Annotated in this window: 21 protein-coding genes; 8 read left to right on the forward strand and 13 right to left on the reverse strand. The window is 62.1% G+C overall.

Features of this window, described 5'->3' with window-relative positions; all coding sequences use genetic code 11:
* The first annotated feature begins 175 nt into the window (after positions 1 to 175).
* Together B9A19_RS02080 and B9A19_RS21935 are read left to right on the forward strand one after the other, a co-directional pair.
* A complete protein-coding gene (locus B9A19_RS02080) occupies positions 176 to 2956 on the forward strand; it encodes a chitinase C-terminal domain-containing protein (RefSeq protein WP_084088889.1) in 2781 nt (926 codons plus the stop codon).
* Positions 2957 to 3354: 398 nt separating this feature from the next.
* Positions 3355 to 3696, forward strand: coding sequence for a hypothetical protein (locus B9A19_RS21935; RefSeq protein ID WP_139798596.1), 342 nt, complete (start codon positions 3355 to 3357; stop codon positions 3694 to 3696).
* A 74-nt stretch (positions 3697 to 3770) separates the two neighbouring features.
* On the opposite strand, the gene tal is transcribed toward B9A19_RS21935, so the two are convergent.
* The 3 genes from tal to phoB form a co-directional block, all read right to left on the reverse strand.
* Positions 3771 to 4850, reverse strand: coding sequence for a transaldolase (gene tal / locus B9A19_RS02090; protein WP_084088891.1), 1080 nt, complete (start codon positions 4848 to 4850; stop codon positions 3771 to 3773).
* Positions 4851 to 4993: 143 nt separating this feature from the next.
* Positions 4994 to 6283, reverse strand: coding sequence for a phosphate regulon sensor histidine kinase PhoR (gene phoR / locus B9A19_RS02095; protein WP_084088892.1), 1290 nt, complete (start codon positions 6281 to 6283; stop codon positions 4994 to 4996).
* Between the two features lie 94 nt (positions 6284 to 6377).
* Positions 6378 to 7064, reverse strand: coding sequence for a phosphate regulon transcriptional regulator PhoB (phoB, locus tag B9A19_RS02100; protein ID WP_084088893.1), 687 nt, complete (start codon positions 7062 to 7064; stop codon positions 6378 to 6380).
* A gap of 143 nt (positions 7065 to 7207) precedes the next feature.
* On the opposite strand from phoB, the gene B9A19_RS02105 reads away from it, so the two are divergent.
* From B9A19_RS02105 to ubiB, 4 genes are read left to right on the forward strand one after another with little or no spacing between them, the layout of a single operon-like run.
* Positions 7208 to 7579 (forward strand): gamma-butyrobetaine hydroxylase family protein, encoded by a 372-nt coding sequence (locus B9A19_RS02105; RefSeq protein ID WP_084088894.1) that lies wholly within the window; start codon positions 7208 to 7210, stop codon positions 7577 to 7579.
* An 11-nt stretch (positions 7580 to 7590) separates the two neighbouring features.
* Positions 7591 to 8328 carry a bifunctional demethylmenaquinone methyltransferase/2-methoxy-6-polyprenyl-1,4-benzoquinol methylase UbiE gene (gene ubiE / locus B9A19_RS02110; RefSeq protein WP_084088895.1) on the forward strand — a complete coding sequence of 246 codons (738 nt, stop codon included), beginning with the start codon at positions 7591 to 7593 and terminating at the stop codon, positions 8326 to 8328.
* An 8-nt stretch (positions 8329 to 8336) separates the two neighbouring features.
* On the forward strand, positions 8337 to 8897 hold the full coding sequence (locus tag B9A19_RS02115; RefSeq protein ID WP_084088896.1) for a ubiquinone biosynthesis accessory factor UbiJ: 561 nt from the start codon (positions 8337 to 8339) through the stop codon (positions 8895 to 8897).
* A complete protein-coding gene (gene ubiB / locus B9A19_RS02120) occupies positions 8897 to 10426 on the forward strand; it encodes a ubiquinone biosynthesis regulatory protein kinase UbiB (RefSeq protein WP_084088897.1) in 1530 nt (509 codons plus the stop codon). Before B9A19_RS02115 ends, ubiB begins: the two co-directional genes overlap by 1 nt.
* Positions 10427 to 10463: 37 nt before the next feature.
* Here the strand turns inward: ubiB and B9A19_RS02125 are convergent, their stop codons facing one another.
* From B9A19_RS02125 to B9A19_RS02160, 8 genes are all read right to left on the reverse strand, one after another.
* Positions 10464 to 10898, reverse strand: a complete 435-nt coding sequence (locus tag B9A19_RS02125; protein WP_139798597.1) for a hypothetical protein — start codon at positions 10896 to 10898, stop codon at positions 10464 to 10466.
* Between the two features lie 125 nt (positions 10899 to 11023).
* Complete coding sequence (locus B9A19_RS02130) at positions 11024 to 11323, reverse strand: STAS domain-containing protein (protein ID WP_139798598.1); 300 nt, start codon at positions 11321 to 11323, stop codon at positions 11024 to 11026.
* A gap of 400 nt (positions 11324 to 11723) precedes the next feature.
* A complete protein-coding gene (gene ntrC, locus B9A19_RS02135) occupies positions 11724 to 13124 on the reverse strand; it encodes a nitrogen regulation protein NR(I) (RefSeq protein WP_084088899.1) in 1401 nt (466 codons plus the stop codon).
* On the reverse strand, positions 13121 to 14200 hold the full coding sequence (gene glnL / locus B9A19_RS02140; protein WP_084088900.1) for a nitrogen regulation protein NR(II): 1080 nt from the start codon (positions 14198 to 14200) through the stop codon (positions 13121 to 13123). Before glnL ends, ntrC begins: the two co-directional genes overlap by 4 nt.
* Before the next feature lie 272 nt (positions 14201 to 14472).
* A complete protein-coding gene (locus B9A19_RS02145; RefSeq protein WP_084088901.1) occupies positions 14473 to 14961 on the reverse strand; it encodes a DUF4124 domain-containing protein in 489 nt (162 codons plus the stop codon).
* Between the two features lie 36 nt (positions 14962 to 14997).
* Positions 14998 to 15279 carry an Rdx family protein gene (locus B9A19_RS02150; protein ID WP_084088902.1) on the reverse strand — a complete coding sequence of 94 codons (282 nt, stop codon included), beginning with the start codon at positions 15277 to 15279 and terminating at the stop codon, positions 14998 to 15000.
* Positions 15276 to 15911, reverse strand: coding sequence for an HAD family hydrolase (locus B9A19_RS02155; protein WP_084088903.1), 636 nt, complete (start codon positions 15909 to 15911; stop codon positions 15276 to 15278). Before B9A19_RS02155 ends, B9A19_RS02150 begins: the two co-directional genes overlap by 4 nt.
* A 62-nt stretch (positions 15912 to 15973) precedes the next feature.
* Positions 15974 to 16483: a hypothetical protein gene (locus tag B9A19_RS02160; RefSeq protein ID WP_084088904.1), complete on the reverse strand. Its 510-nt coding sequence runs from the start codon at positions 16481 to 16483 to the stop codon at positions 15974 to 15976.
* A 302-nt stretch (positions 16484 to 16785) separates the two neighbouring features.
* Between B9A19_RS02160 and egtD the strand changes: the two genes are divergently transcribed.
* Both egtD and egtB read left to right on the forward strand, forming a co-directional pair.
* Positions 16786 to 17835: an L-histidine N(alpha)-methyltransferase gene (gene egtD / locus B9A19_RS02165; RefSeq protein ID WP_084088905.1), complete on the forward strand. Its 1050-nt coding sequence runs from the start codon at positions 16786 to 16788 to the stop codon at positions 17833 to 17835.
* Positions 17832 to 19070: an ergothioneine biosynthesis protein EgtB gene (egtB, locus tag B9A19_RS02170; protein WP_084089072.1), complete on the forward strand. Its 1239-nt coding sequence runs from the start codon at positions 17832 to 17834 to the stop codon at positions 19068 to 19070. The genes egtD and egtB overlap by 4 nt, the downstream gene beginning before the upstream one ends.
* 814 nt (positions 19071 to 19884) lie before the next feature.
* Here the strand turns inward: egtB and B9A19_RS02175 are convergent.
* Entirely contained in the window at positions 19885 to 20145 is a 261-nt protein-coding gene (locus tag B9A19_RS02175; RefSeq protein ID WP_139798599.1) for a hypothetical protein, read from the reverse strand.
* 313 nt (positions 20146 to 20458) lie between these two features.
* A complete protein-coding gene (locus B9A19_RS02180; RefSeq protein ID WP_176216736.1) occupies positions 20459 to 22174 on the reverse strand; it encodes a DUF927 domain-containing protein in 1716 nt (571 codons plus the stop codon).
* Positions 22175 to 22309 lie beyond the last annotated feature (135 nt).

Below are 22309 nucleotides of genomic sequence, written 5' to 3' on the forward strand. Positions count from 1 at the left end.
GCTTTTGGCGGTATCTGCTAATCAGGTTGCCTGAACCGGTTTTTGTGAGTCCAAACCGGTTTGTGTGCCACCGAAAACAATTTCCTTTCCGGAATATTGCAAGGTGGCCATGCGCACCAAGACCACTTACGGTGCACAAACAATGCCAATTCCAAGGTTGGAGGAGACTAATACCATGATGCAACGCTTCGCCCTCGCGGTGATCCCGGCTGCGCTGGTTGCTGTTCACGCTTATGCCGCTTATCCGGCATGGCAGGAAGGCAACACTTATACCGCCGGCACCTACGTGAGCTACAACGGCCACGACTACCAAGCCCTCGTTACCCACACCGCTTATGTTGGCGCTGGCTGGACGCCGTCCTCCACCCCGACACTGTGGAAAGATCTGGGCGTGAGCACCGGTACGACACCGACTGCTACCCCGGCCCCGACCGCTACGCCGGTTCCGGTTACCAGCGCGCCGACCGCTACCCCGAAGCCGACGGCTACTCCGGCCCCGACAGCGACCCCGGTTCCGAACACCGGCTGCTATCAGGCATGGAACAGCGGCACCGCCTATAACGGCGGCGCACAAGTGACCTACAACGGTCGCAACTACACCGCCAAGTGGTGGACACAGAACAACATCCCGTCGTCGAGCAATGGTGACGGCCAGCCGTGGACCGACAACGGCCCCTGCGGCGGCGTGACGACCGCTCCGACAGCTACGCCGGTGCCGACAGCAACCCCGGCCCCGACAGCCACACCGAAGCCGACAGCGACTCCGGTTCCGGTTACCGGCACCCCGGTTCCGACTTCGACACCGGTTCCGACCGCAACACCGAAGCCGACCGCTACTCCGGTCCCGGTTACCGGCACTCCGGTTCCTACTTCGACTCCGGTTCCGACTGCTACACCGGCACCGACCGCTACTCCGAAGCCGACAGCTACCCCGGTTCCGACCACCGTACCGGGCGCAGACTGCCAGCCTGACGGCCTGATCAGCAGTGTTAGCCAAGGCTTCAAGGTTCCGTACTGCCAGGTTTACGATGCGAATGGCCGTGAAGTGCTGCCGAATGGCCTGAAACGCCGTATCGTGGGTTACTTCGCCACCTGGCGTACCGGCAAGGATGGTTCGCCGGCTTACCTGGTGAACAACCTGCCGTGGGACAAGGTTTCGCACATCAACTACGCCTTCGCTGCCGTTGACAAGAACACCTACAAGATCTCCATTGGTTCGGGCGCCGGCAATCCGGATACCGATATGGTGTGGGACGGTTCCGATGGCAAGCCGGCGATTGCTGGCGTGACCATGGACGGCAGCCTGCCGTACAAGGGCCACTTCAACCTGTTCGCGCAACAGAAAAAGCTGCACCCGGGCGTGAAGCTGATGATGTCGATCGGCGGCTGGGCTGGCGGTACCGGTTTCTATACCGCGACCACTAATGCGGACGGTTCGGTTAATGTTAACGGCATCAACACGCTGGCTGATTCGGTGGTGGCCTTCCTGCGTCAGTATCCGTTCTTCGACGGCGTGGATATCGACTACGAACATCCGACCACCAACAACGAAGCCGGCAACCCGCTGGACTTCCAGTACTCCAAGCCGCGTCTGGCCGGCCTGATGAAGAGCTACAACGTGCTGATGCAAACACTTCGTCAGAAGCTGGACTTTGCGTCGGTGCAGGACAACAAGTACTACATGCTCACCATCGCTGGTTCGGCTTCGGGCTGGATCCTGCGTGGCGAAGAAAACCTGTCCATCCTGCAATACCTGGACTACGCCAGCCTGATGTCGTATGACCTGCACGGCGGCTGGAACCAGTATGTTGGCCCGAACGCTGCGCTGTTCGACGATGGCAACGACGCAGAACTGAAGGCCGGCAACGCCTACCAGTTCCAGGGTATCGGCTATCTGAATACCGACTGGGCTTATCGCTACTACCGCGGTGCAATGCAAGCCGGCCGTATCAACATCGGCCTGCCGTACTACACCCGCGGCTGGCAGAACGTGACCGGCGGCACCAACGGCCTGTGGGGCACCACCGGTACTGTCAGCTCGACCACCACTTGCGCCGGCGTAGCAACTTGCGGCCAGGGTGCGGTTGGCATCGACAACATCTGGTACGACCTCGACGCTAACGGCAACCCGGTGCCGGGCGGCGGTAACCCGCTGTGGCACGCGCTGAACCTGCAGAACGGCATCGTCCCGAGCTATCTGGACGCCTACAAGGTGACCGACAAGACCATCGTCGGCACCTACGCGCCGAACTACAGCAGCACCCTGGTTGCTCCGTGGCTGTGGAACGCCACCAAGAAGGTGTTCATCTCGACCGAAACCGAGCAATCGATCAATGCCAAGGCCGACTACATCGTCAGCAACGGTATTGGCGGCGCGATGATCTGGGAAATGGCCGGTGACTACGCTTGGGATGCTACCCGCAATGGTGGCAAGGGCGAGTACTTTATGGGCACAACGCTGACGACTGACTTGTACAACAAGTTCACCGCAGCCAGCGCCTATGGCAACAAGCGCGCCGAGACCGCCATGCCGGCAACAACCGCTGACGTACGAGTTACTCTGGGTGGCTGGAAGCTGGGTGACCAGAACTATCCGATCAATCCGGTAATGACCGTAACCAATGCAACTGGGGCTACTTTGCCCGGCGGCACCGTGATCGAGTTTGACTATCCGGTTTCGGCTCCGTCCAACATGAGCGACCAATCGGGCTACGGCTTGAAGGTGACCAATGCTGGCTACAGCGGTCCGAACAACGTCGGTGGTTTCAAGGCCAACTTCAACCACGTGCAGTTTGCGATCCCGTCGTGGCAATCGCTGGCTCCGTGGGCATCGGTTGACCTGACCCTGAACTACCAACTGCCGATCTCGGGTCCGTCGAACTACACAGTCACCATTGGCGGTGTAAAGTACTCGCTGAAGCAGGAATATCCGAACCTGCCGGCCGGCGTGCAGTAATACAGCAATAACACCGGTTACAACCGGTTTGAAGGGCAGGCCTCGGGCCTGCCCTTTTTTATTGGGTCTTGCTCGTACGCGGCATGCAATAGCGAGGGCTGGCGTGGTGCCGACAAGGCTGCACGCTGTTATCGTGGTGACTGGGCCTCAGGGAGTCAGGCAACATGCAGGTGCAAAAACGGCCGCTTCATTTCAAGCAAGGGCTGACCTACCGTTTTCCCAAGCACATGTGCTGCAATTGCGGGTGCGCGCAGGGGCTGCTGATGCTGGATCAAGATACGCGGCGTACTACTTATTTGTTTGGCGGTGGCAGCGAGCTGACTTTCCAGTTGCGGCTGCCGTTTTGTGATGCTTGTGCACCTTCGGCAAGGCGACGCCCCAGAAGTGCCGTGCATTGGATGCTGGTATTTCTGCTGGCCTTTGCCATGTCGGCGGCGTCACTGATCGTGCTGGGTGATCAGGTACTGGAGAACCCTTTGCTGCTCAAGTACGGGCTGCTGCCTTTGTCGCTGTTGATGACTGCCGGCGTGACGGCCTTCGTGCATTGGCGTGCCAGACCGCGCACAGGGCAGGCGAGCTACTATCAGCCGGTGCGCGTCGTCGAGGTCAGACGCGAGTTTTTCTCGGGCATGGTGACGTCGATCAGATTCTCTTTTGCCAATCGCGACTATCAGGCCGCATTCGAGGCAGCCAATCAGCGTGAAATAGCCAGCTTGCTGCTCACGGTCAAATCGAGATGACGGGCAACGCAGCGGCTTAGGGCAAATAAAAAGGCCAATCCGCAGATTGGCCTTTTTGCTGTCCTGGCGACCGGTTACTTGGTCAGTTCCAGCAGCTTGTCGAACGCTTCGTCGAACAGCTTGAGGCCATCGACTTGCAGTTGTTCGCCAACGCTGTTGAAGTCGATACCCAGCTTGCGCAGGGCAGCCAGTGTCTGGATGGCTTCGGCGGTGCCGGTTTCCAGCTTGTTGGCCGCTTCGCCATGGTCGCGGAAGGCGTTCAGGGTGGCATCCGGTACGGTGTTGACGGTTTCCGGGCCGATCAGTTCTTCCACATACAGCACGTCACGGTAGGCCGGGTTCTTGGTGCCGGTCGACGCCCACAGCAGGCGCTGCGGATGCGCACCTGCGGCTTGCAGCTTGGCAAAGCGGGTGCCGTGGAACAGTTGCTTGTAGTGCTCGTACGCCACCTTGACGAAGGCGATCGCGCTCTTGCCGCGCAGTGCCAGTGCTTCCGGGCTGCCGATGGTTTCCAGTTGCTTGTCCAGCAGTACGTCAACGCGCGACAGGAACACCGATGCAACCGCACGCACGTGGCCGATCGGCTCGCCGGCGGCCTGACGGGCTTCCAGACCGCGGATGTAGGCGGTCAGCACGTCGTCGGTCTGCTTCAGGCTGAACATCAGCGTGATGTTGACGTTGATGCCGGCGGCAATCAGCTGCTCGAAGGCCAGGATGCCGGCATGGGTGGCCGGGACCTTGATCATGGCGTTCGGGCGGTTCACCGCGGCCCACAGGCGCTTGGCGTTGTCGACGGTGCCTTGTGCGTCGTTGGCGAGGTAAGGCGATACTTCCAGGCTCACGTAGCCGTCCAGGCCTTCGCTGGACTTGTATTGCGGCAGGTTCAGGTCGCAGGTGGCCTGGATGTCCGGGATCACCAGTGCTTCGTAGCGCTGTTCAGCGCTCAGGTTTTGCGCCTTGAGGGCGGCCAGGTCGGCGGCGTAGAGCGGGTCGCTCGAGATCGACTTGTAGAAGATCGCCGGGTTGGACGTCACGCCGGCAATCGCATCCTCGTCGAGCAGCTTTTGCAGCTCGCCCGATTGCAGCAGGCCACGAGACAGGTTGTCCAGCCAGATGCGTTGTCCTAAGGGTTTGATGGCGGCGATTCTACTCATTGCATGCACCTCGTATGTGGGACGTCAAAGCCCGGAAATCGGGAAGATGTGAGAGTTTGACATCCTGCACGCGCAAAGTGCAATGAATGCCGGTATTTACTGCGCCAAGTCAAAAAAAGGCCACCGCATGGGTGGCCTTGTCTTTAATCGGTCAGCAAGCGCTGCGCCGGAAACTTCACCGAGAATTCGCTGCCCTCGCCCAGCCGGGAGCGGATCACCATTTGCGCTTGATGGCGCTGCAGGATGTGTTTGACGATGGCCAGCCCCAGCCCGGTGCCGCCGGTCGCGCGCGAGCGGCCGCGATCGACGCGGTAGAAACGCTCGGTCAGGCGCGGGATGTGCTCGGGCGCGATGCCGATGCCGGTATCCTCGACGCCGAAGCAGCCATGCTCGCCCTCGGCGCGCCAATGCAGGGTAATGGTGCCGCCGGCCGGGGTGTAGCGGATGGCGTTTGACACCAGGTTGCCGAATGCCGAGTGCAGTTCATCGTGGTTGCCGATCAGCCGTGCCGGCGCAATGCTGCCGATCTTGATCTGGTGGCGTCCCTGCGACAAGCCTTCGGCCTCGGCCGCCAGCAGGCGCATCAGCTGCGGCACGTCCACCTCCTCTTCGCGCAGCTGCTGGCCGTTTTCCAGCTTGGACAGCGTGAGCAGGTCTTCCACCAGTCGCTGCATGCGCTGGGTCTGCTCGTACATCAACTGCAGCTGCTGCGAGCGTGTGGCGGCATCCAGATCGGGGATGTCGATCATGGTTTCGATGAAGCCGCCGACCACGGTCAGCGGCGTGCGCAGTTCGTGCGACACGTTGGCGATGAAGTCGCGATGGACGGTCTGCACGCGATCAAGCTGGGTGATATCGCGGCTCAAGAGGAGTTTCCTCGTCGAATCAAACGGGACCAGCTGGACGGACAACACCTGCTCGGTCGGTCGGGTAGTGCGCAATTGCAGCGGGTGGGCAAAATCCTGCGTGCGCAGGTATTCACGCAGGCTGGGCTGGCGCAGGATATTGGTCACCACCTGCCAGACGTCGGCAATGCGGTCGATGCCCAGATGCAGGCTGGCGGCCTGGTTGCACCATTCGATGCGGTCGTGTTCATCCAGAATGATCACGCCGTCCGGCAGTGCCTCGCCGGCGCTGGTGAAGCGCTCCAGCGTATTGGCCAGCCTGTCCTGCTGCTTTTTCTGCAGCCGCACCTGGTCGTAGAACTTGTCGAAGACGTCCTGCCACAGCAAATAGCTTTGCGGCACGTTTTCCACGCGCGGCTGCTGCGCCCACTGGTAAAGACGGCCCAGGTTGTACAGGTGGAACAGCAAGGCTGCCGCAACCACGATCAGCGCAAAGCCCAATGCCCAGATCGTGCCATGCACCGCGCCTATCATCAGCGCGATCAGCGTGATGATCAGGTAGTAAATAATCGAGCGCAGCCAGAGCATGGATTTCAACCGAGATGGGTGGGTGGCAAGCTGTCGGGCCTGCCAGCCGCATTGTTGGGCGATCCGGCTTTAACGCGGGTTCAGCCTGTGACGTTTACTGTGCCGAAAGGCGGTAGCCGGTGCCACGCACCGTCTGGATCAAACGGTCGAAATTGGTGGCTTCCAGCGCCGAGCGCAGGCGGCGGATGTGCACGTCGACGGTACGTTCTTCGACGAAGACATGGTCGCCCCACACCTGATCGAGCAGCTGGGCGCGCGAGTGTACACGCTCCGGGTGCGTCATGAAGTAATGCAGCAGGCGGAATTCGGTCGGGCCCAAGTCGATGTGCTCGCCGTTGCCGGTCACGCGGTGGGTGGTCGGGTCCAGCTTCAGTCCCTGTACTTCCACCAGATCGTCGGTCACCTGCGGCGCGCGGCGGCGCAGCACGGCCTTGATGCGGGCCTGCAGTTCACGCGGGCTGAACGGCTTGGTGATGTAATCATCGGCGCCGGTATCAAGGCCGGTAATCTTGTCCTGTTCATCGCTGCGTGCGGTCAGCATGATGAGCGGGATGGTCTTGGTGCGCTCTTCGGCACGCAGCTTCTTGGCCAGCTCAATGCCGGTCATGCCGGGCAGCATCCAGTCCAGCAGGATCAGGTCGGGCAGCGCGTTGCGCACGATGTGCTGGGCGGATTCGGCCGAATCGGCGCGCATCACATGGTGCCCGGCTTGCGTCAGGTTGAAGGCGATCAGTTCCTGGATGGCCGGTTCATCTTCAACGAGCAGGATATTGGCAGGCATGGGAGGCTCACAATTTTGAAATTTGTTGCGAGATTAGTACTTCATTGTGAACCTAATATGACAAGTCGTGCTGCATTGTGAGGTATCCGGCACTTGCCCGCGCGCGTTATCATTCGATTCTGAACCCCAACCCCGCGAAAACCATGGCTGGCTTGAATGCGGCGACGCCGCTCCCCGTTGAAATTCAGTTACATCAAAGTTCGCGCCTGCTCGATATTGCCTTCGATGACGGCAGCCGTTTTTCACTGCCATGCGAATATTTGCGTGTTTATTCGCCGTCGGCGGAAGTGCGCGGCCACGGTGCCGGGCCGGGCACGCTGCAGACTGGCAAGCGCAACGTCAACATCGTCGACATCGTGCAGGTCGGCCATTACGCCGTGAAGCTGGTGTTCGACGATGGCCACGATTCCGGGCTGTATTCCTGGGATTACCTCCATGCGCTGGGGCGTGAGCAAGCCGCCCGCTGGCAGGATTATCTGCATCGACTGGCGGCAGCCGGTGCATCACGCGATTGAAAAGGCACACCATGTCCGATAACCAGACCCATTTCGGCTTCAAGACCGTCAACGAATCCGACAAGGCGCAGAAAGTCGCCGAAGTGTTCCACTCGGTGGCACAGAAATACGATGTGATGAATGACCTGATGAGCGCCGGCCTGCACCGCGCCTGGAAGTTCTTCACCATCGAAACCAGCGGCGCCAAGCCGGGCGACAAGGTACTCGACATTGCTGGCGGTACCGGCGATCTGTCCAAGGCATTTGCCAAAAAGGTCGGCAAGACCGGCCAGGTCTGGCTGACCGACATCAACAGCTCCATGCTGTCGGTCGGGCGTGATCGCCTGCTGGACAAGGGCATTGCCACCCCGGTAGCGCAGTGCGATGCCGAAAAGCTGCCGTTCCCGGACAATTACTTCGATATCGTGTCGGTCGCCTTCGGCCTGCGCAACATGACGCACAAGGACGGCGCGCTCAAGGAAATGCACCGCGTGCTCAAGCCCGGTGGCCGGCTGCTGGTGCTGGAGTTCTCCAAGGTGTGGACGCCGCTCAAGCCCGCGTATGACCTGTATTCGTTCAAGCTGCTGCCCTTCATGGGCAAGCTGGTAGCCAACGATGCCGACTCGTACCAATATCTGGCCGAATCCATCCGCATGCACCCGGACCAGGAAACACTCAAGCAGATGATGCTGGATGCCGGTTTCATTCGTGCAGACTATCACAACATGAGCGCCGGTGTGGTGGCGCTGCACAAGGGCATCAAGGCCTGAGGCACGCCATGCTGGCCAGACTGCTCAATCACCTGTTCGAACACGACGCGCCCGCCCGAGCCGAGCTGACCCGCTTTCAGGGGCGTGCCATCCGCCTCACCTTTCCCGTGCTGCAGGCTACCCTGCAAGTCGGTGCGGATGGCGTGTGGCTGGCCAGCGAGGCCGAGCCGGAAGCCACGCTCACGCTGTCGACTGCCTTCTTCATCACCTTGCTGGTTGATCGCGTGGCGGCACAGAAACGCCTGCAGATGAGCGGCGATGCCGAGCTGGCTGCCGGCATCGGTCGCGTACTGGGGCAGGTGCGCTGGGATGCGGCCGAGGAATTGTCGCAACTGATCGGCGATGTAGCCGCGCAGCGGCTGGTGTGGCTGGCCGGTATCGTTGGCGGTATCCCGGGCGCCATTGCCTCGCGCATGCTGGTGCACCTGGTTGAATACTGGCGCGATGAGGCCCCGCTGCTGGCCAACCGGCCGGCGGTGGATCGCTATTGCAGCGAAGTGGATACCCTGCGCGACGACGTGGCGCGGCTGGCGCAACGCCTTGCGCTGCTAGAGCAGAAAACCGTCTGATGCGTTTGTTTCGTTTAATCAAGATTGCCCGTGTCGTGGTTCGCTACGGGCTGGATGAATTCCTGCTCGGCCACGAGCGCGTGCATGGCCTGCGCCGTTTGCTGCGGGCGCTGTTCTTCTGGCGCTCGCTCACCCGGCCGCGTGGCGAACGCCTGCGGCTGGCGCTGGAAGACCTCGGCCCCATCTTCGTCAAGTTTGGCCAGGTGCTGTCTACCCGGCGCGATCTGCTGTCGCTGGATATCGCTGACGAGCTGGCCCGGCTGCAGGATCAGGTGCCGCCGTTCCCGACCGAAATTGCCGTTGCCGTCATCGAGCGCAGCCTGGGCCGCCCGCTGGCCGAGCTGTATGCCGAGTTCGAGCTGACGCCGGTGGCGTCCGCATCGATTGCGCAGGTGCACCGTGCCCGCCTGCATGACGATGGCGCCCACGGCGCGCGCGATGTGGCGGTCAAGGTATTGCGCCCTGATATCCTGCCGGTGATCGAATCCGATCTGGCGCTGATGCGCGTGATGGCCGGGCTGGTCGAGCGGCTGTTTGCCGACGGCAAGCGGCTGAAGCCGCGCGAGGTAGTGGCCGAGTTCGACAAATACCTGCACGATGAACTGGACCTGATGATCGAGGCCGGCAATGCCAGCCAGCTGCGGCGCAATTTCCTCAATTCCGATCAGTTGCTGGTGCCCGAGGTGTTCTACGACTGGACCAGCCGCGAGGTGCTGACGCTGGAATGGATGGACGGCATTCCCATCAGCCGCATCGACGAATTGCGTGCCGCCGGCATCGACCTGAAAAAGCTCAGCCGCTTTGGCGTGGAAATCTTCTTCACCCAGGTGTTCCGCGACGGCTTTTTCCATGCCGATATGCATCCGGGCAATATCTTCGTCGCCGCCGACAATCGTTATATCGCGCTGGATTTCGGCATCGTCGGCACGCTGTCCGAGCGCGACAAGCAGTATCTGGCGATCAACTTCCTCGCTTTCTTCAACCGCGATTACCACCGTGTGGCCACCGCGCATATCGAATCGGGCTGGGTGCCCAAGGATACCCGCGCCGAAGAGCTGGAAGCGGCCATCCGTACCGTGTGCGAGCCGATTTTTGACAAGCCGATTTCGCAAATCTCGTTCGGCCAGGTGCTGCTGCGTCTGTTCGAAACCAGTCGCCGCTTCAATGTCGAAATCCAGCCGCAGCTGGTGCTGCTACAAAAAACGCTGCTGAATATCGAAGGGCTGGGGCGTCAGCTCGACCCCGATCTGGATCTGTGGCAAACGGCCAAACCGTTCCTGCAACGGTGGATGAACGAGCAGATCGGCTGGCGGGGCATGTGGCGCAACCTCAAGCAGGAAGTGCCGCAATGGGCCGCGCTGTTGCCCACCCTGCCGCGCAAGCTGGCCGAGCTGACCGCACAGAACCCCACCGAGCTACTGGTGCACGGCTATCGCGGCCTGATGTGGGAGCAGAAAAAGCGCAACTGGCTGCTGGCGGCCATTGCCGTGCTGCTGGCCGGTTTGCTGGCCACGCTCTGGCTGCGCTAGTACCGCTGTCCGGCTTGCCGCCCCGGCCGGCGGCGGCCTATTTCAGCGCTGCTTCCAGCCGCTTGGTATCGACCGTGTATTCGATCTCGCCCATGGCTTTTTTGACTGCAGCGTCGCTCATCAGCTCGGTCATCGCCAGCTCACCCAGATAGCGGAAGGCGGTTCTGGTGGTGTCCAGCCCCTCGGCGTCCAGCGCAGCCTTGAACTCGTTGCGGCAGCTCTCGGCAATCAGGCGGGTATAGAGCGCACCGGCGCGCTGGGTGATGGCCTTGCGGTCTACGGCCGGGGCGTTGAAGGTCTCGCGCACATAGGGATGGGCGGACATGATGCCGTAGATCCAGGCCGCCAGATCCTTGCGGTCACGCCCGGTGGTGTTGTCGGCAAGGCAGCGGCTCACTGCATCGGTATAGCTGCTGGCCATCACGCTGGTCGAAACCAGCAGGGCGAGCAGGGGCGTGGCGAGTTTCAGCATTGCAGCATCCTGCGCAAGAGCGGCGATGGCGCCGCAATGCTGATGATAGTTGCGATACGCCTGCCTGCGCCACAAAGGCAACAGGCCGGTGCAAGTCCGGCCTGCCTGGCGCACGCAGCCTGGCGTTAATTGATCTGGAAAATCTTGCCGAAATTGGCGATGTCCAGCACCGATTTGACTGTGCCGCGACAGTTGCTCAGCTTGATCTTGCGGCCGGCGGCACGCTCGTTCAGCAGCAGCAGCATGCCCAGCGCTGCCGAATCCATATAGACCACCTGATCGAAGTCGATATCCAGCTCGGTTACGCCTTCTGCAGCGACGGCTGCAGTGGTGACTTGCTTGAATTCGCGGTGCGCTTCATAAGTGAAGTTGCCCACCAGCGCAATCACTGCGCGGCCGGCGTCCAGGGTCAGGGTTGCTTGCATGGCCGTTCCGGGTCTCGACGTAGGCGGACAGTCTAACCGCTTCCGCGAGAAATGCCATTACAGCCGACTTGGTAGGTGGATTATCTGGCTGTCAGATGCTTGATGCAAACCATGGGCAGGAACCGCGCCCGAAGTACGGAAACCCGGCGGGTTTCCGTCGCGGGTGGCAGGCCAGGCGGCAGCTCTGCCGTGGCGCCTGTCAGGCACCCGAACGCTTGATTTTCAAAGACCCGATTCGTGCCACTGACGAGCGTAGCGAGGCTCCCTCGCGAGGGCGGGGGCGTGGAATCCATCAGCGAGCGCCGTTACTTCACCCTCAACAAGCGGTGGGCGCCTGGCTGTGCCGGGTGCTTGATGCCGGTTTACCCGGAGATGACGGTCGAGGGTGCATAAAAGGCGCTCAACGGCTGTCCATGCCCAATTCCTGGATCTTGCGCGTCAGCGTGTTGCGGCCCCACCCCAAGAGCTCGGCGGCTTCGATGCGCTTGCCACCGGTGTGGGCCAGTGCGCGCTCGATCACCGTGCGCTCGAAGGCGGGCACGATGTCGTCCAGCACGCGCAGATCGCCGCGCGCCAGCCGGCTGCCGATTTCTTCGGCCAGTGCCGAGCGCCAGTCGCCAAAGCTCAACGGCGCGCCGCTGCCTTGCGGTGTTTCGCTCACTTCGGGCGGCAGGTCGTTGGCCTCGACCACGGCGCCGGGCGCCATGACCGTCATCCAGTGGCACAGGTTCTCCAGCTGGCGCACGTTACCGGGGAAGGAAAAGGCGGTAAGGCGCGCCATGGCGTCGTCGCTCAGCCGCTTGGGGTCTACGCCCAGCTCCTGCGCGCTGCGGGTGAGGAAGTGGCGGGCCAGCAGCGGGATGTCCTGCGGGCGCTCGCGCAGTGCAGGCAGGCGCAGGCGAATGACGTTGAGGCGATGGAACAGGTCCTCGCGAAAGCGGCCCAGCTTGACGTGTTCTTCCAGATTCTGGTGCGTGGCGGCAATCACGCGCACATTGGCGCGGATGGGTTGGTGGCCGCCGACGCGGTAATAAAAACCATCCGACAGCACACGCAGCAAGCGCGTTTGCAGGTCGGCCGGCATGTCGCCGATTTCATCAAGGAACAGGGTGCCGCCCTCGGCCTGCTCGAAGCGGCCTTGGCGGCGCGCCTCGGCACCGGTGAACGAGCCGCGCTCGTGGCCGAACAGCTCCGATTCAAGCAAGTCCTTGGGAATGGCAGCCGTGTTGATGGCAATGAAGGGCTTGCTGCTGCGCGGGCTGTGGCGGTGCAGCGCGCGCGCCACCAGCTCCTTGCCGCTGCCCGATTCGCCGGTGATCATCACCGTGGCGGCCGATTGCGACAGGCGGCCAATGGCGCGGAACACATCTTGCATCGCCGGCGCCTGACCGAGGATGTCCGGCGTTTCCAGCGGTGCAGCCTCTTCGGCGTGCTGGCGTTCGCCCTCGGCCAGTGCGCGCTGCACCAGCGCTACGGCCTGATCGACGTCGAAGGGCTTGGGCAGGTATTCGAATGCGCCGCCCTGGAAGGCGGCCACGGCGCTTTCCAGATCGGAATGCGCGGTCATGATGATGACCGGCAGATCGGGGTGCTGTTGCTTGACCAGCTCCAGGAAGGTCAGGCCCGATTCGCCCGGCATGCGGATGTCGCACACCACGGCGGACGGGACCTCGCGGCGCAGGCGCTCCAGCGCCTCGGTGGCCGAGGAAAAGGTATTGTGGGCGATGCCTTCGCGCGTCAGGACTTTTTCGAACACCCAGCGGATGGATCGGTCATCGTCGATAACCCAGACGTTGCTCATGCTTTCTCCGATGCAGTTTGGGTTTGCCAGCCATTGAGCGGCAACATGATGGTGAAACAGGTGTAACCCGGGCGGCTGTCGAATTCGATCGCGCCGTGGTGCTGGCTGATGTAGGTGTGCGCCAGATGCAGGCCGATGCCGGTGCCGCCCGGCCGGCCGGACACGAGCGGGTAGAACAGCGTCTCTTTCAGCGCCTCGGGGATGCCGGGGCCGTTGTCGATGATCTGCACCATGATGGCCAGCGGGAAGCGCTTGCGGTTGAGCGTGGCCTGCCGCGTGATGCGGGTTTTCAGGATGACTTCGCCAATGCCGGACATGGCTTGCACGGCGTTGCGCACCACGTTGAGCGTGGCCTGGATCAGTTGCTCGCGGTCACCGATCAAGCCGGGCAGGCTGGTGTCATAGTCGCGGCGCACCGCCAGGCCATTGGGCGTTTCGGCCAGCACCAGGCTGCGTACGCGCTCCAGCACTTCGTGGATGCTCAGTTCCGACAATTTGGGCAGCCGGTGCGGCGTCAACAGCCGGTCCAGCAGGCCCTGCAGGCGCTGCGATTCCTCGATGATGACCTGCGTGTATTCCTTGAGCTGTGCATCGGCCAGCTCGGCAGACAGCAATTGCGCCGCACCACGGATGCCGCCCAGCGGGTTCTTGATTTCGTGTGCCAGATTGCGGATCAGTTCGCGGTTGGCCTGTTGCTGTGCCTGCAGGCGTTCTTCGTTGGCAATGCGGCGTTGCTGATCGATCTGGCGTACTTCCAGCAGCGCGTCGGCGTGCTCGGATTCGATCGGCGTGGCACACAGCGACACATACACCTCGCCGTGTGCGGTCAGCATCAGCAGCTCGTGCTCGGTAATGCTGATGTTGTCGCCCAGCGCGGTGACCACGGCCTGCACCAGCGGGCTTTCCGGTGCCAGGCAGGCAGACAGCGTCAGCCCCAGCTCTTCGTCCTTGAGGCCGAGCAGGTCGGCAGCGGCCGGGTTGAAGTAGGCCACTTCGCCATTCTTGCGTACCGCCACGATGGCCGCATCGAGATATTCCAGGCCGGAAAAGAACGGGGATGGAGGAGGGTGTTTCATCTGGGCGCTACCACTTGTATGCATCTGGCCCAGCATCAAGCAATTACCGGGCCAGCCTTCTGAAAGGCGCGCCGCTCGTGCTATTGCCTTGTTGCAGATGGTGGAAATGGCGTGGCGCCATTGCATCGTAGCCCACTGTTGCACCGATTTGGTGCAAATTGGGCAATGTCATGGCGCAGCAGGGTGCGGCAGGGCTGCAAGATGGGGCGTGCGCAGACGCGGGGCGTTGCCGGCCCGGCCAGCGCGGCTGGCTGCCGGGCGCGGAGGTGTTGCTAGCGGGCGCGCGCCAGCTCGTTGGTCAGCGCGGCAACGTTTTTCTCGTGCAGGACCACTGCCTCGCGCAGTCGGCCGAGGCGTTCGGTGTACTTGGCGACGTTGGTGCGCTCTTCCGGTGTGCGGTTGGCGTCGGCATCGTTCAGCGAGCGGCGGGCGTCGGTCAGCGCCTGCTGCTCGGCATTCAGCTCTTCCTGCAGGATGAGCTTGCGGTTGGTGTCGCGGCTTTTCTGCGTGGCGGCATCCACCTTGGGGAAGTTGCCAGGCGACGGTGCATACACGCGTTCGCTGTTGGCGGCCTTGCCGGTGGTGGTGCGGGCGCGCGGCGCCGGCACGGCCGGGGCCGGGTCGACATAGATGCGTTGCGCACCCTTGATGGGGATGTTGGAAAACGTGACGCGGCCTTCCTCATCCACGTATTTGTAGATGTCGGCCAGTGCCAGCGGTGCCGCCAGCAGCAAAGGAATCAGGATGATACGAGCATTCATGCAATAACCTTAACACAGCGAGGCTGACGCCGCGCCTTACGATGTGCGATCGCTGTGACCCAGCGATTTATCCGGTGCGATCTGATCACGCACACGCTGTTTGAGTTCCTTGGCTTCCGGAAATCCACCGTCGCGCTTGCGTTCCCACACCAGCACCTCATTGCAATGGATTGCAAACACGCCGCCGGTGCCGGGCTGCAAGGCCACCTCTCCCAGTTCGTCGCTGAACGTGCTCAGTAGCTCCTGCGCCAGCCATGCTGCACGCAGCAACCACTGGCATTGTGTGCAGTAGAGGATGGTCACGCGGGGCTTGCTCATAGCGGCAGGCCCCAGGCGCGCAGTTGTGCGGTGGTTTCGGCCGGATCGGTGTGGTGGATGGCATGCCAGCCGCAGGCGCGAGCACCGTCGGCATTCTTGAGGCTGTCGTCGATGAAAATCAGTTGTGCCGGCTGCGCATCGGGATGGTGCACGCGGATGCGTTCCAGCATCAGCGCATAAATGCGCGGGTCGGGCTTGATCAGCAACTCGCGGCCCGACACCAGCACATCCTTGAAGCGCTGCATGAAGGGGTAACGCTCCCACGCATACGGAAACGTCTCGGCCGACCAGTTGGTGAGTGCGTACAGCGGGATGCCGGCATCTTCCAGCGTTTCGAAAATGGCCATGCCCTCAACCAATGTGCCGCGCAGCGTTTCCGGCCAGCGGCCATAAAAAGCGGCGATCTGTTCGGCATAGGCCGGGTGGCGCGCACTCAGCGTGGCGGTGGCTTCGGCCAGCGAGCGGCCGGCATCCTGCTGGATGTTCCAGTCCGGGTTGCACACCTCGCTCAGAAACCACGCGCGCTCGCCAGCATCGGGGATCAGCTCGCGGAACAGGTAATCCGGGTTCCAGTCGAACAGCACGCCGCCGAGATCGAACACCACGATGGGGTTTGCTACTGTTTGCGTCATGTTGGCCTTCTGTCAGGGTGCGGGGTGGATGCCGTTGTCTCTGCTTGGTCGGATCCAGCGTATCAGCCGGCAGCTGATGTGCCGGGCGTCACAAGGGCTGGTGCGGATCGCACCTGCAGCACATGCCTGGCCACTGCATAGCAGTCGTCCACATGCGTGTCGCCAGCCAGCTTCATTGCGCTGAAGCCCAGTCCGGCGGCAACGGCCTGCCCCAGCACGGGAACAAATTTTACCAGTGACTTGCCCACCATGCGGCCGCCACGTGCACGCAGCAGGCGCAGCAGCAATTGCCGGCTGACCCAGCGTCCGACCATTTCGCTGCCCACGCTGCCGATGCCTACCCAGACCAGCTTGCCAAGGGCGGGTTCAAGCGCGGCGATTTGTGCCGGGCTGAGGCCAAAGCGGTGGTTGATGGCCGGAATCAGTCGCAGCAGTACCGCCACATCTGTCCCCAGGTCGAGACCGGGCAAGGGGATCAGCGCGACGCCAGCGGACAGCGCTGCGCGGCGGGTGACCATGGCCTTGCAGTCAGCGCGTATTGCATCGAGTTCGTCGAGCGTGGTGGCGAGCATGACTTCCCCTTTGGGCTGGATGGCGGAGCTTGGGTGGCAGACTGCGCTGCGACGGATTGGTTCTGTGGTTTTTGGTAACGCCTTGTTCCCGGATGCCGCATTTGGCCCGTTGGCATGAAGTATGGTTCCGGCCGCATGGAGGGAAATATCCCCTTCACACAGCTGCTTCAAGCTCGTGCCCCGGTCGGGCAGGCAAAGGCCTAGGACGGGCGGGCGTTTTGACGCTATAGAAATAACAGCGCCTGGCGCGGAAAGAACACCTGATTGCCCATTGATGCCCGATTCTTGTCCGGAGCTGCTGCATGAGTGCTTTGCTGAGCAAATTGTTGGATGCCGGTTCGGCCCGGCCGGGGTTCGTCCCGATGGAGGAGGCTCGGGCGGCGCCCGAGCTGCATCTGCATGCACTGGAAAGCCCCGGCGAGCGTTTGCAGGGACTGCTGGCCGGGCTGCTGGCCGAGCCTGCACAGATCAGCCCCAAGTTTTTCTACGATGCGCAGGGCTGTGCCATCTACAGCGCCATCTGCGAGCTGGCCGAGTATTACCCCACCCGGACCGAGGCAGCGATTTTTGCCCAATACCGGCGCGAGATTGCGGCTTGTCTGCCGTGCGGGGCGCAATGGGTTGATCTGGGTTGTGGCGATGGCGCCAAGGCATGGGGCTGGCTGGATGTGGCGGGTGCCAGCCGCTATATCGGCGTGGATATTGCGCAGGACTGGCTGGCTGCCACGCTACAGGCGGGGCACAAGCGGTTTCCCCATGTTGGCTTTGCCGGGGTGGTCACCGATTTCACGCGGCCGTTTTCCATCGTGCAGTTGCTGATGCGCCACCCTGAGCATGCACCGGTCTTTTTCTATCCAGGCTCATCCATCGGCAATTTCGAGCCTGAACATGCGCTGGGCATGCTGCGCACCATGTGTGAGCATCTGGGCTGCGAGGGGCGCTTGTTGATCGGTGTCGATGCCCCCAAGCCGCGCGACGCGCTGGAGGCCGCCTACGATGATGCGCTGGGCATTACCGCAGCGTTCAACCTCAATGTGTTGCGGGTGGTGAACCGTGAGCTGGGCTGCGCGTTGCAGCCGCAGGATTTCAGGCATCGGGCGGTATACAACGAGGCCGCCGAGCGCATCGAAATGCACCTGGTGGCGCAACGCAGTCTGCAGTTGAATCTGGCCGGTGTTGTTCGCCATTTTGCCGCCGGTGAGGCCATCGTGACCGAGCACTCCTACAAGTACACTCCTGCACGCTTCGCGGCCTTGCTGGCCGAGGCGGGCTTTGGCACGGTGCAGCGCTGGAGCGACGGGCAGGGCTGGTTCAATGTCTACGTTGCCGCACCAGCAGGGGCATGCGCATGAAGCAGGATGCTTCTGCAGACCTGGCCATGCGCCAGGCGGGCCTGCGCCGAGCCTATGCCGGAGTGCGCGCCTGCTCCATGCAACTGATTGCCGGTCTGAGCGCGGAAGATTGCATGGTGCAATCCATGCCTGATGCCAGTCCGGTCAAATGGCATCTGGCTCATGTCACGTGGTTTTTTGAAACCTTTTTGCTTGAGCCTGCGGAAACGGGCTTTCAGCCTTTTGATCCGGCATTTCGCGTGTTGTTCAACTCCTACTACGTCGGTGTGGGCGAGCGTCACCCACGACCCGCGCGTGGCGTGTTGTCGCGACCGGCGCTGGATACGGTGCTGGCCTATCGCCGCGACGTCGATTTGCGCATGGATGCGCTGATGGACAGCGCACAGCCGGCAGACGTGCTGAACCTGATCGAGCTGGGCTTGCATCACGAGCAACAGCATCAGGAATTGATGCTGACTGACCTGAAGCATCATTTCTGGTGCAACCCGCTGCATCCGGTGCTCGATTCGGCCCCGCGCAGCGCCGGCCCGGTTGGGCCGTTGCGCTGGCTGCCGCTGGCGGGCGGGGTGCTTGAAGTCGGATATGGCGCTGATGGCTTTGCCTTCGACAATGAACGGCCTGCACATGCCGTGTGGCTGGCACCTTTCGAGCTGGCATCGCGCCCGGTGACGCAAGGCGAGTTCCTGGCTTTCATGGCCGATGACGGTTATCGCCGCCCCGAACTGTGGCTGTCGGACGGCTGGGATGCTTGCATGCGCGAGGGCTGGCAGGCTCCGCTGTACTGGTGGCGTGATGCGCAAGGCGCTTGGCAGACTTACATGCTGCACGGCGAGCAAGCCCCGGAGCCGCACGTGCCGGTGATGCATCTGAGTTATTACGAGGCCGACGCCTACGCGCGCTGGGCCGGCGCGCGCCTGCCCACTGAACAGGAATGGGAATGCGCGGCCCGCGCAGGCCTGGCTGCCGGTAGTGGCGAGGTATGGGAATGGACGGCCAGTGCCTATCTGCCCTATCCCGGGTTCCGCCAGGCGGCCGGGGCGGTGGGCGAATACAACGGCAAGTTCATGATCAACCAGATGGTGTTGCGCGGCGGCTCAATGGCCACGCCATCAGGTCACGTCCGCCCGACCTATCGCAATTTCTTCAATCCGGCTGCGCGCTGGCAATTCAGCGGTTTGCGGCTGGCGCGGGATTCCGCCCGGGGCGAGCAAGTGTGCTCGCCGGCGCCGGCATGAAAAAACCCCGCAACCGGGTAACGGCGCGGGGTTTGGCTGCTTTTCCAGAAGCGCCCGGATGTCAGGGCGCGTCGGAGGTTCAGCGAGTAGTGCATGTGCCTGTGCTTTGCTTGTGTTTTAGGCTTGTCTATGGAAAATAGGGGACAAAATAGGGGGTTGTAGAGCAGATTTGTCGAATCGGGGGCCTGTCTCGCCATGCCAAGAAGAGGTCTCCGGCCCCAAGAATGGAGTGCACCATATTGGTGCGATTGCGCATCTGGGACTAATGAGGGGCGGCGTGGTGCGACGCTGGTCAAAACTTCTTCCAGCCGGTGAACTGCCACCCTGCGAGGCAGGGGTAAGAAAATGGTCACCAACAGGCATAGGTGGCCGTAACGAGGCGCGTGCGTTGCGGAGAGCAAAAAGGAAGGCCATCGCCTCAGCAGTCCAAGGAACCCGTCTCAGAATTTGACCCCCTCCCCATTCCAAAATGCTTGCCCGAAAAAATGCGACTGGGTACGCGTTCTTTCGGCAGGTTCCGCCAAAGATGCGCACCCCCCATCCCTAGGCACTCCACAAGCGGCCTCCCCAGTGGTCAAAATGAAATCGTATTGCCCATGTTGGCCGGGAAAGGGATTTGACGCGGGTAGGGCGTGGCTGGTGCTTACGTAGTGCTCATCCAAAGGACACCCTGACGGCTTTTGATATCTGCACTACTGATAAGCCACCCTAGCCCCGGCCTAGACCCCCCCCTATAAAAATCGGGGATTTTCTGGAGCGAACCTAGAGCCGCGGTCTGTGCTGTCGATGAGTCAGACTTTTATGCCCCCTCCCCCTATGGCATCCCGGTTGCCGCCAGGCCGATGCGCAGGGTTGCACCGTGGTAGAGGTCTGCTGCCGGGCGGTCTGCAGGGACACGCATGAAGCAGGTATGCGTTGGCGTCACAATCCGCAAGATGTGCTGGCCGGGGTAGGCCAACAGCCAGAAGGCAAAGCTATCGGTAACCGGGAGTTGGTAGGTGCGCGCATAGGCCAGCAGCAGCGCCAGCGTGTCGGCATCTTGCGTGGACACCTGCCGCATAAGTTGGGTTTGCACCTCCTTGCTGTCCTGCCTGTGCGATGCCACTTGCGTGGCAATCTCCCGCCAAAGCGCCCAAGTCTCTGCCGTCAAATCAGCGGCGCGGGGTTGCTTCTGCAGGTCTGCCAACAGCGCGGTTTTCTCCCCTACCCGTGAATTCGTGGTGTCACACGTGTCACAGGTGTCACAGCCTTGATTCATAAGGGAATTTGTCGTGACACGCGCCGATTCGCTTGTGTCACAGGTGTCACAGACTGGGGCACCAACCCCTCGCGGGGTTGGTGCCGAGGGTGACTGTAATGCGTTGATCCAATTAAGGAAATCGGGCCGCTCAGACATCATCACCCCCGCTATGCCACAACGTCGGCAACACCACATAGACGCGAGGTGACCCCATGCCCGGCAATCGTTCTGTCTTCGATGCTTTGCCATCCTTGCCGGGTAACAAGATGCCGTGGTCAAGCAGCAGCCGGTTTGCCCGTTTCAGATCGCAGCCCTTGAGGACTTCACCTGCCCACGATTGCGGTAGCACGTAATACGTTGTTTCTGCTGCTTTGGCACCACTGGCCGTGCCGTCCTCGCAGACGATCTCAGTCTTGCGAAAACCGCAGCGAGCAAGGGTCTTGGGGCCGTGATCGTCCACAATGGCGTCATCTCGATCCCAGCGGGTAAAGCGGGCCTCGCCGTGCTGCTCAAAGAACAGCCGCACCTGCCGCAATATTTGCCTGTCCTCTTCGTTGCCGGCGCCGCCCCGATGCCTGAGCCAGTCGGTGTAGAGCGTGGCCGCAGCCTGCCACGCAGCTTGTGTTGGCCAGCCGGTCAGTCCGGCAGCGGTGGCGGTCTCGCCGGCAAATGCAGCAAGGGCAAAGTAGTTGGCAGCGTGGCGTGCTTGGCCGGATGCCCCGGCCGGCACGTAGTCAGCAGCAAACTTGCTCAGTGCCTGTTCCAGCGAGCGGCGCAGGGTATCGCTATCAGTCCCTGCCAGCGTTTCCAGCCAGGTAGCGCCGATAACCCCATGCTGGCGCTCTGTAGCTTTGGCAATGGCCTCGCACAGTGCAGGGTGGTCTTGGTGGCCGTGTAGATCGTCAAAGGCCCCATGCCGGCGCTCCGCGCTGATATGCAGCAGCCGGGCCAGCTGGCCGGCATTGACCGGAACGCCATGCATTTTCAGGTAGTCGGCAACGGAGTGCTCGCCATTGCTCAGCACAAAGCAGCGCCAGCGCGTCATTGCCCGCAGGCCGCCGTCTGCACGCCCTCGGCTTTTACCTTGGCCTTGGCTGAGCATGTATACCACGGCAGCCACGTCCGATGCTTTGGCCCGGCCGATCTCATCCAAGATCAAGGGGAGATCGTTGTGGGCCTCTAGCTGGCCCTCGGCACCGGTTGCCGTGGTTTGCCACGATTTCTCATAGCGGTTGGGTATGCCAAACACCGACGCAGCCGCACGGCAAGCCACGCTCTTGCCATTCTTGGACGGGCCGGCAATATGGAAGCCGCCAGAATCCATGCCAAAGAACGCCATCAGTGGTCCAGCCAGCGCAGCGCTGATTGCCATTAACATGATTGGATTCCCTACGGCATAGGCTGCAACGTCGGTTTTCCAGCCCTCAAGCGTGCCGGCCGTGGCCAGCTCGGCGGTTGCCCCGCCGTGGTAAATCAGTAGCTCGGCCGGCGAACCAATCACCTGGTCAGGCAGGACAAAGGCCGAATCATGCCAGCCGGTGCGCGGCACCAGCCGGGCGCGCGGAGCGTCTACGCTTGTCTGCAGGTACTGCAGCATCAGCTTGGTACGGTCGGCCGCATACGAGAACCACAGCCCCTTGTCGGCCAGCTCTTCCAGCACCTTGGATGACTGGTCCGACAGCAGCTTGGCGCGCGGTATCACGTGCTCTTTCAGCGTGCCATCAAGATCGCGCAGGTAGACCAGCACAGCCCACGCACCACCATCCTGATTGCGTACTTGCGCCACGATGCGCAGGGGGCCACATAGCTTGCGTGGTTCGCTCTCCTCGTCGGCGCGGTAGTACACCCCGTCGTCTTTGCTCAAGAAGCGATCAAGGCCGCTTGAGGCGGCCTTGTTGGTCTGTGTGTCCTTGGCCACCGTGTCTGCGTCATTCGCCGCTGTCTTGGACCGGGAGGCGGGCTTGCGAGGAAGTTTCATGGGCGGGACGGAATCAGGGTT

Source organism: Andreprevotia lacus DSM 23236 (assembly GCF_900176275.1).
In the GTDB taxonomy this organism is placed as follows: domain Bacteria; phylum Pseudomonadota; class Gammaproteobacteria; order Burkholderiales; family Chitinibacteraceae; genus Andreprevotia; species Andreprevotia lacus.

What these genes read in the sequence shown, in the direction of transcription:
- B9A19_RS02080 (WP_084088889.1), top strand. Translation starts at nt 176, where the DNA reads ATGATGCAACGCTTCGCCCTCGCGGTGATCCCGGCTGCGCTGGTTGCT.
- B9A19_RS21935 (WP_139798596.1), top strand. Translation starts at nt 3,355, where the DNA reads ATGCTGGTATTTCTGCTGGCCTTTGCCATGTCGGCGGCGTCACTGATC.
- tal (WP_084088891.1), bottom strand. Translation starts at nt 4,850, where the DNA reads ATGAGTAGAATCGCCGCCATCAAACCCTTAGGACAACGCATCTGGCTG.
- phoR (WP_084088892.1), bottom strand. Translation starts at nt 6,283, where the DNA reads ATGCTCTGGCTGCGCTCGATTATTTACTACCTGATCATCACGCTGATC.
- phoB (WP_084088893.1), bottom strand. Translation starts at nt 7,064, where the DNA reads ATGCCTGCCAATATCCTGCTCGTTGAAGATGAACCGGCCATCCAGGAA.
- B9A19_RS02105 (WP_084088894.1), top strand. Translation starts at nt 7,208, where the DNA reads ATGGCTGGCTTGAATGCGGCGACGCCGCTCCCCGTTGAAATTCAGTTA.
- ubiE (WP_084088895.1), top strand. Translation starts at nt 7,591, where the DNA reads ATGTCCGATAACCAGACCCATTTCGGCTTCAAGACCGTCAACGAATCC.
- B9A19_RS02115 (WP_084088896.1), top strand. Translation starts at nt 8,337, where the DNA reads ATGCTGGCCAGACTGCTCAATCACCTGTTCGAACACGACGCGCCCGCC.
- ubiB (WP_084088897.1), top strand. Translation starts at nt 8,897, where the DNA reads ATGCGTTTGTTTCGTTTAATCAAGATTGCCCGTGTCGTGGTTCGCTAC.
- B9A19_RS02125 (WP_139798597.1), bottom strand. Translation starts at nt 10,898, where the DNA reads ATGCTGAAACTCGCCACGCCCCTGCTCGCCCTGCTGGTTTCGACCAGC.
- B9A19_RS02130 (WP_139798598.1), bottom strand. Translation starts at nt 11,323, where the DNA reads ATGCAAGCAACCCTGACCCTGGACGCCGGCCGCGCAGTGATTGCGCTG.
- ntrC (WP_084088899.1), bottom strand. Translation starts at nt 13,124, where the DNA reads ATGAGCAACGTCTGGGTTATCGACGATGACCGATCCATCCGCTGGGTG.
- glnL (WP_084088900.1), bottom strand. Translation starts at nt 14,200, where the DNA reads ATGAAACACCCTCCTCCATCCCCGTTCTTTTCCGGCCTGGAATATCTC.
- B9A19_RS02145 (WP_084088901.1), bottom strand. Translation starts at nt 14,961, where the DNA reads ATGAATGCTCGTATCATCCTGATTCCTTTGCTGCTGGCGGCACCGCTG.
- B9A19_RS02150 (WP_084088902.1), bottom strand. Translation starts at nt 15,279, where the DNA reads ATGAGCAAGCCCCGCGTGACCATCCTCTACTGCACACAATGCCAGTGG.
- B9A19_RS02155 (WP_084088903.1), bottom strand. Translation starts at nt 15,911, where the DNA reads ATGACGCAAACAGTAGCAAACCCCATCGTGGTGTTCGATCTCGGCGGC.
- B9A19_RS02160 (WP_084088904.1), bottom strand. Translation starts at nt 16,483, where the DNA reads ATGCTCGCCACCACGCTCGACGAACTCGATGCAATACGCGCTGACTGC.
- egtD (WP_084088905.1), top strand. Translation starts at nt 16,786, where the DNA reads ATGAGTGCTTTGCTGAGCAAATTGTTGGATGCCGGTTCGGCCCGGCCG.
- egtB (WP_084089072.1), top strand. Translation starts at nt 17,832, where the DNA reads ATGAAGCAGGATGCTTCTGCAGACCTGGCCATGCGCCAGGCGGGCCTG.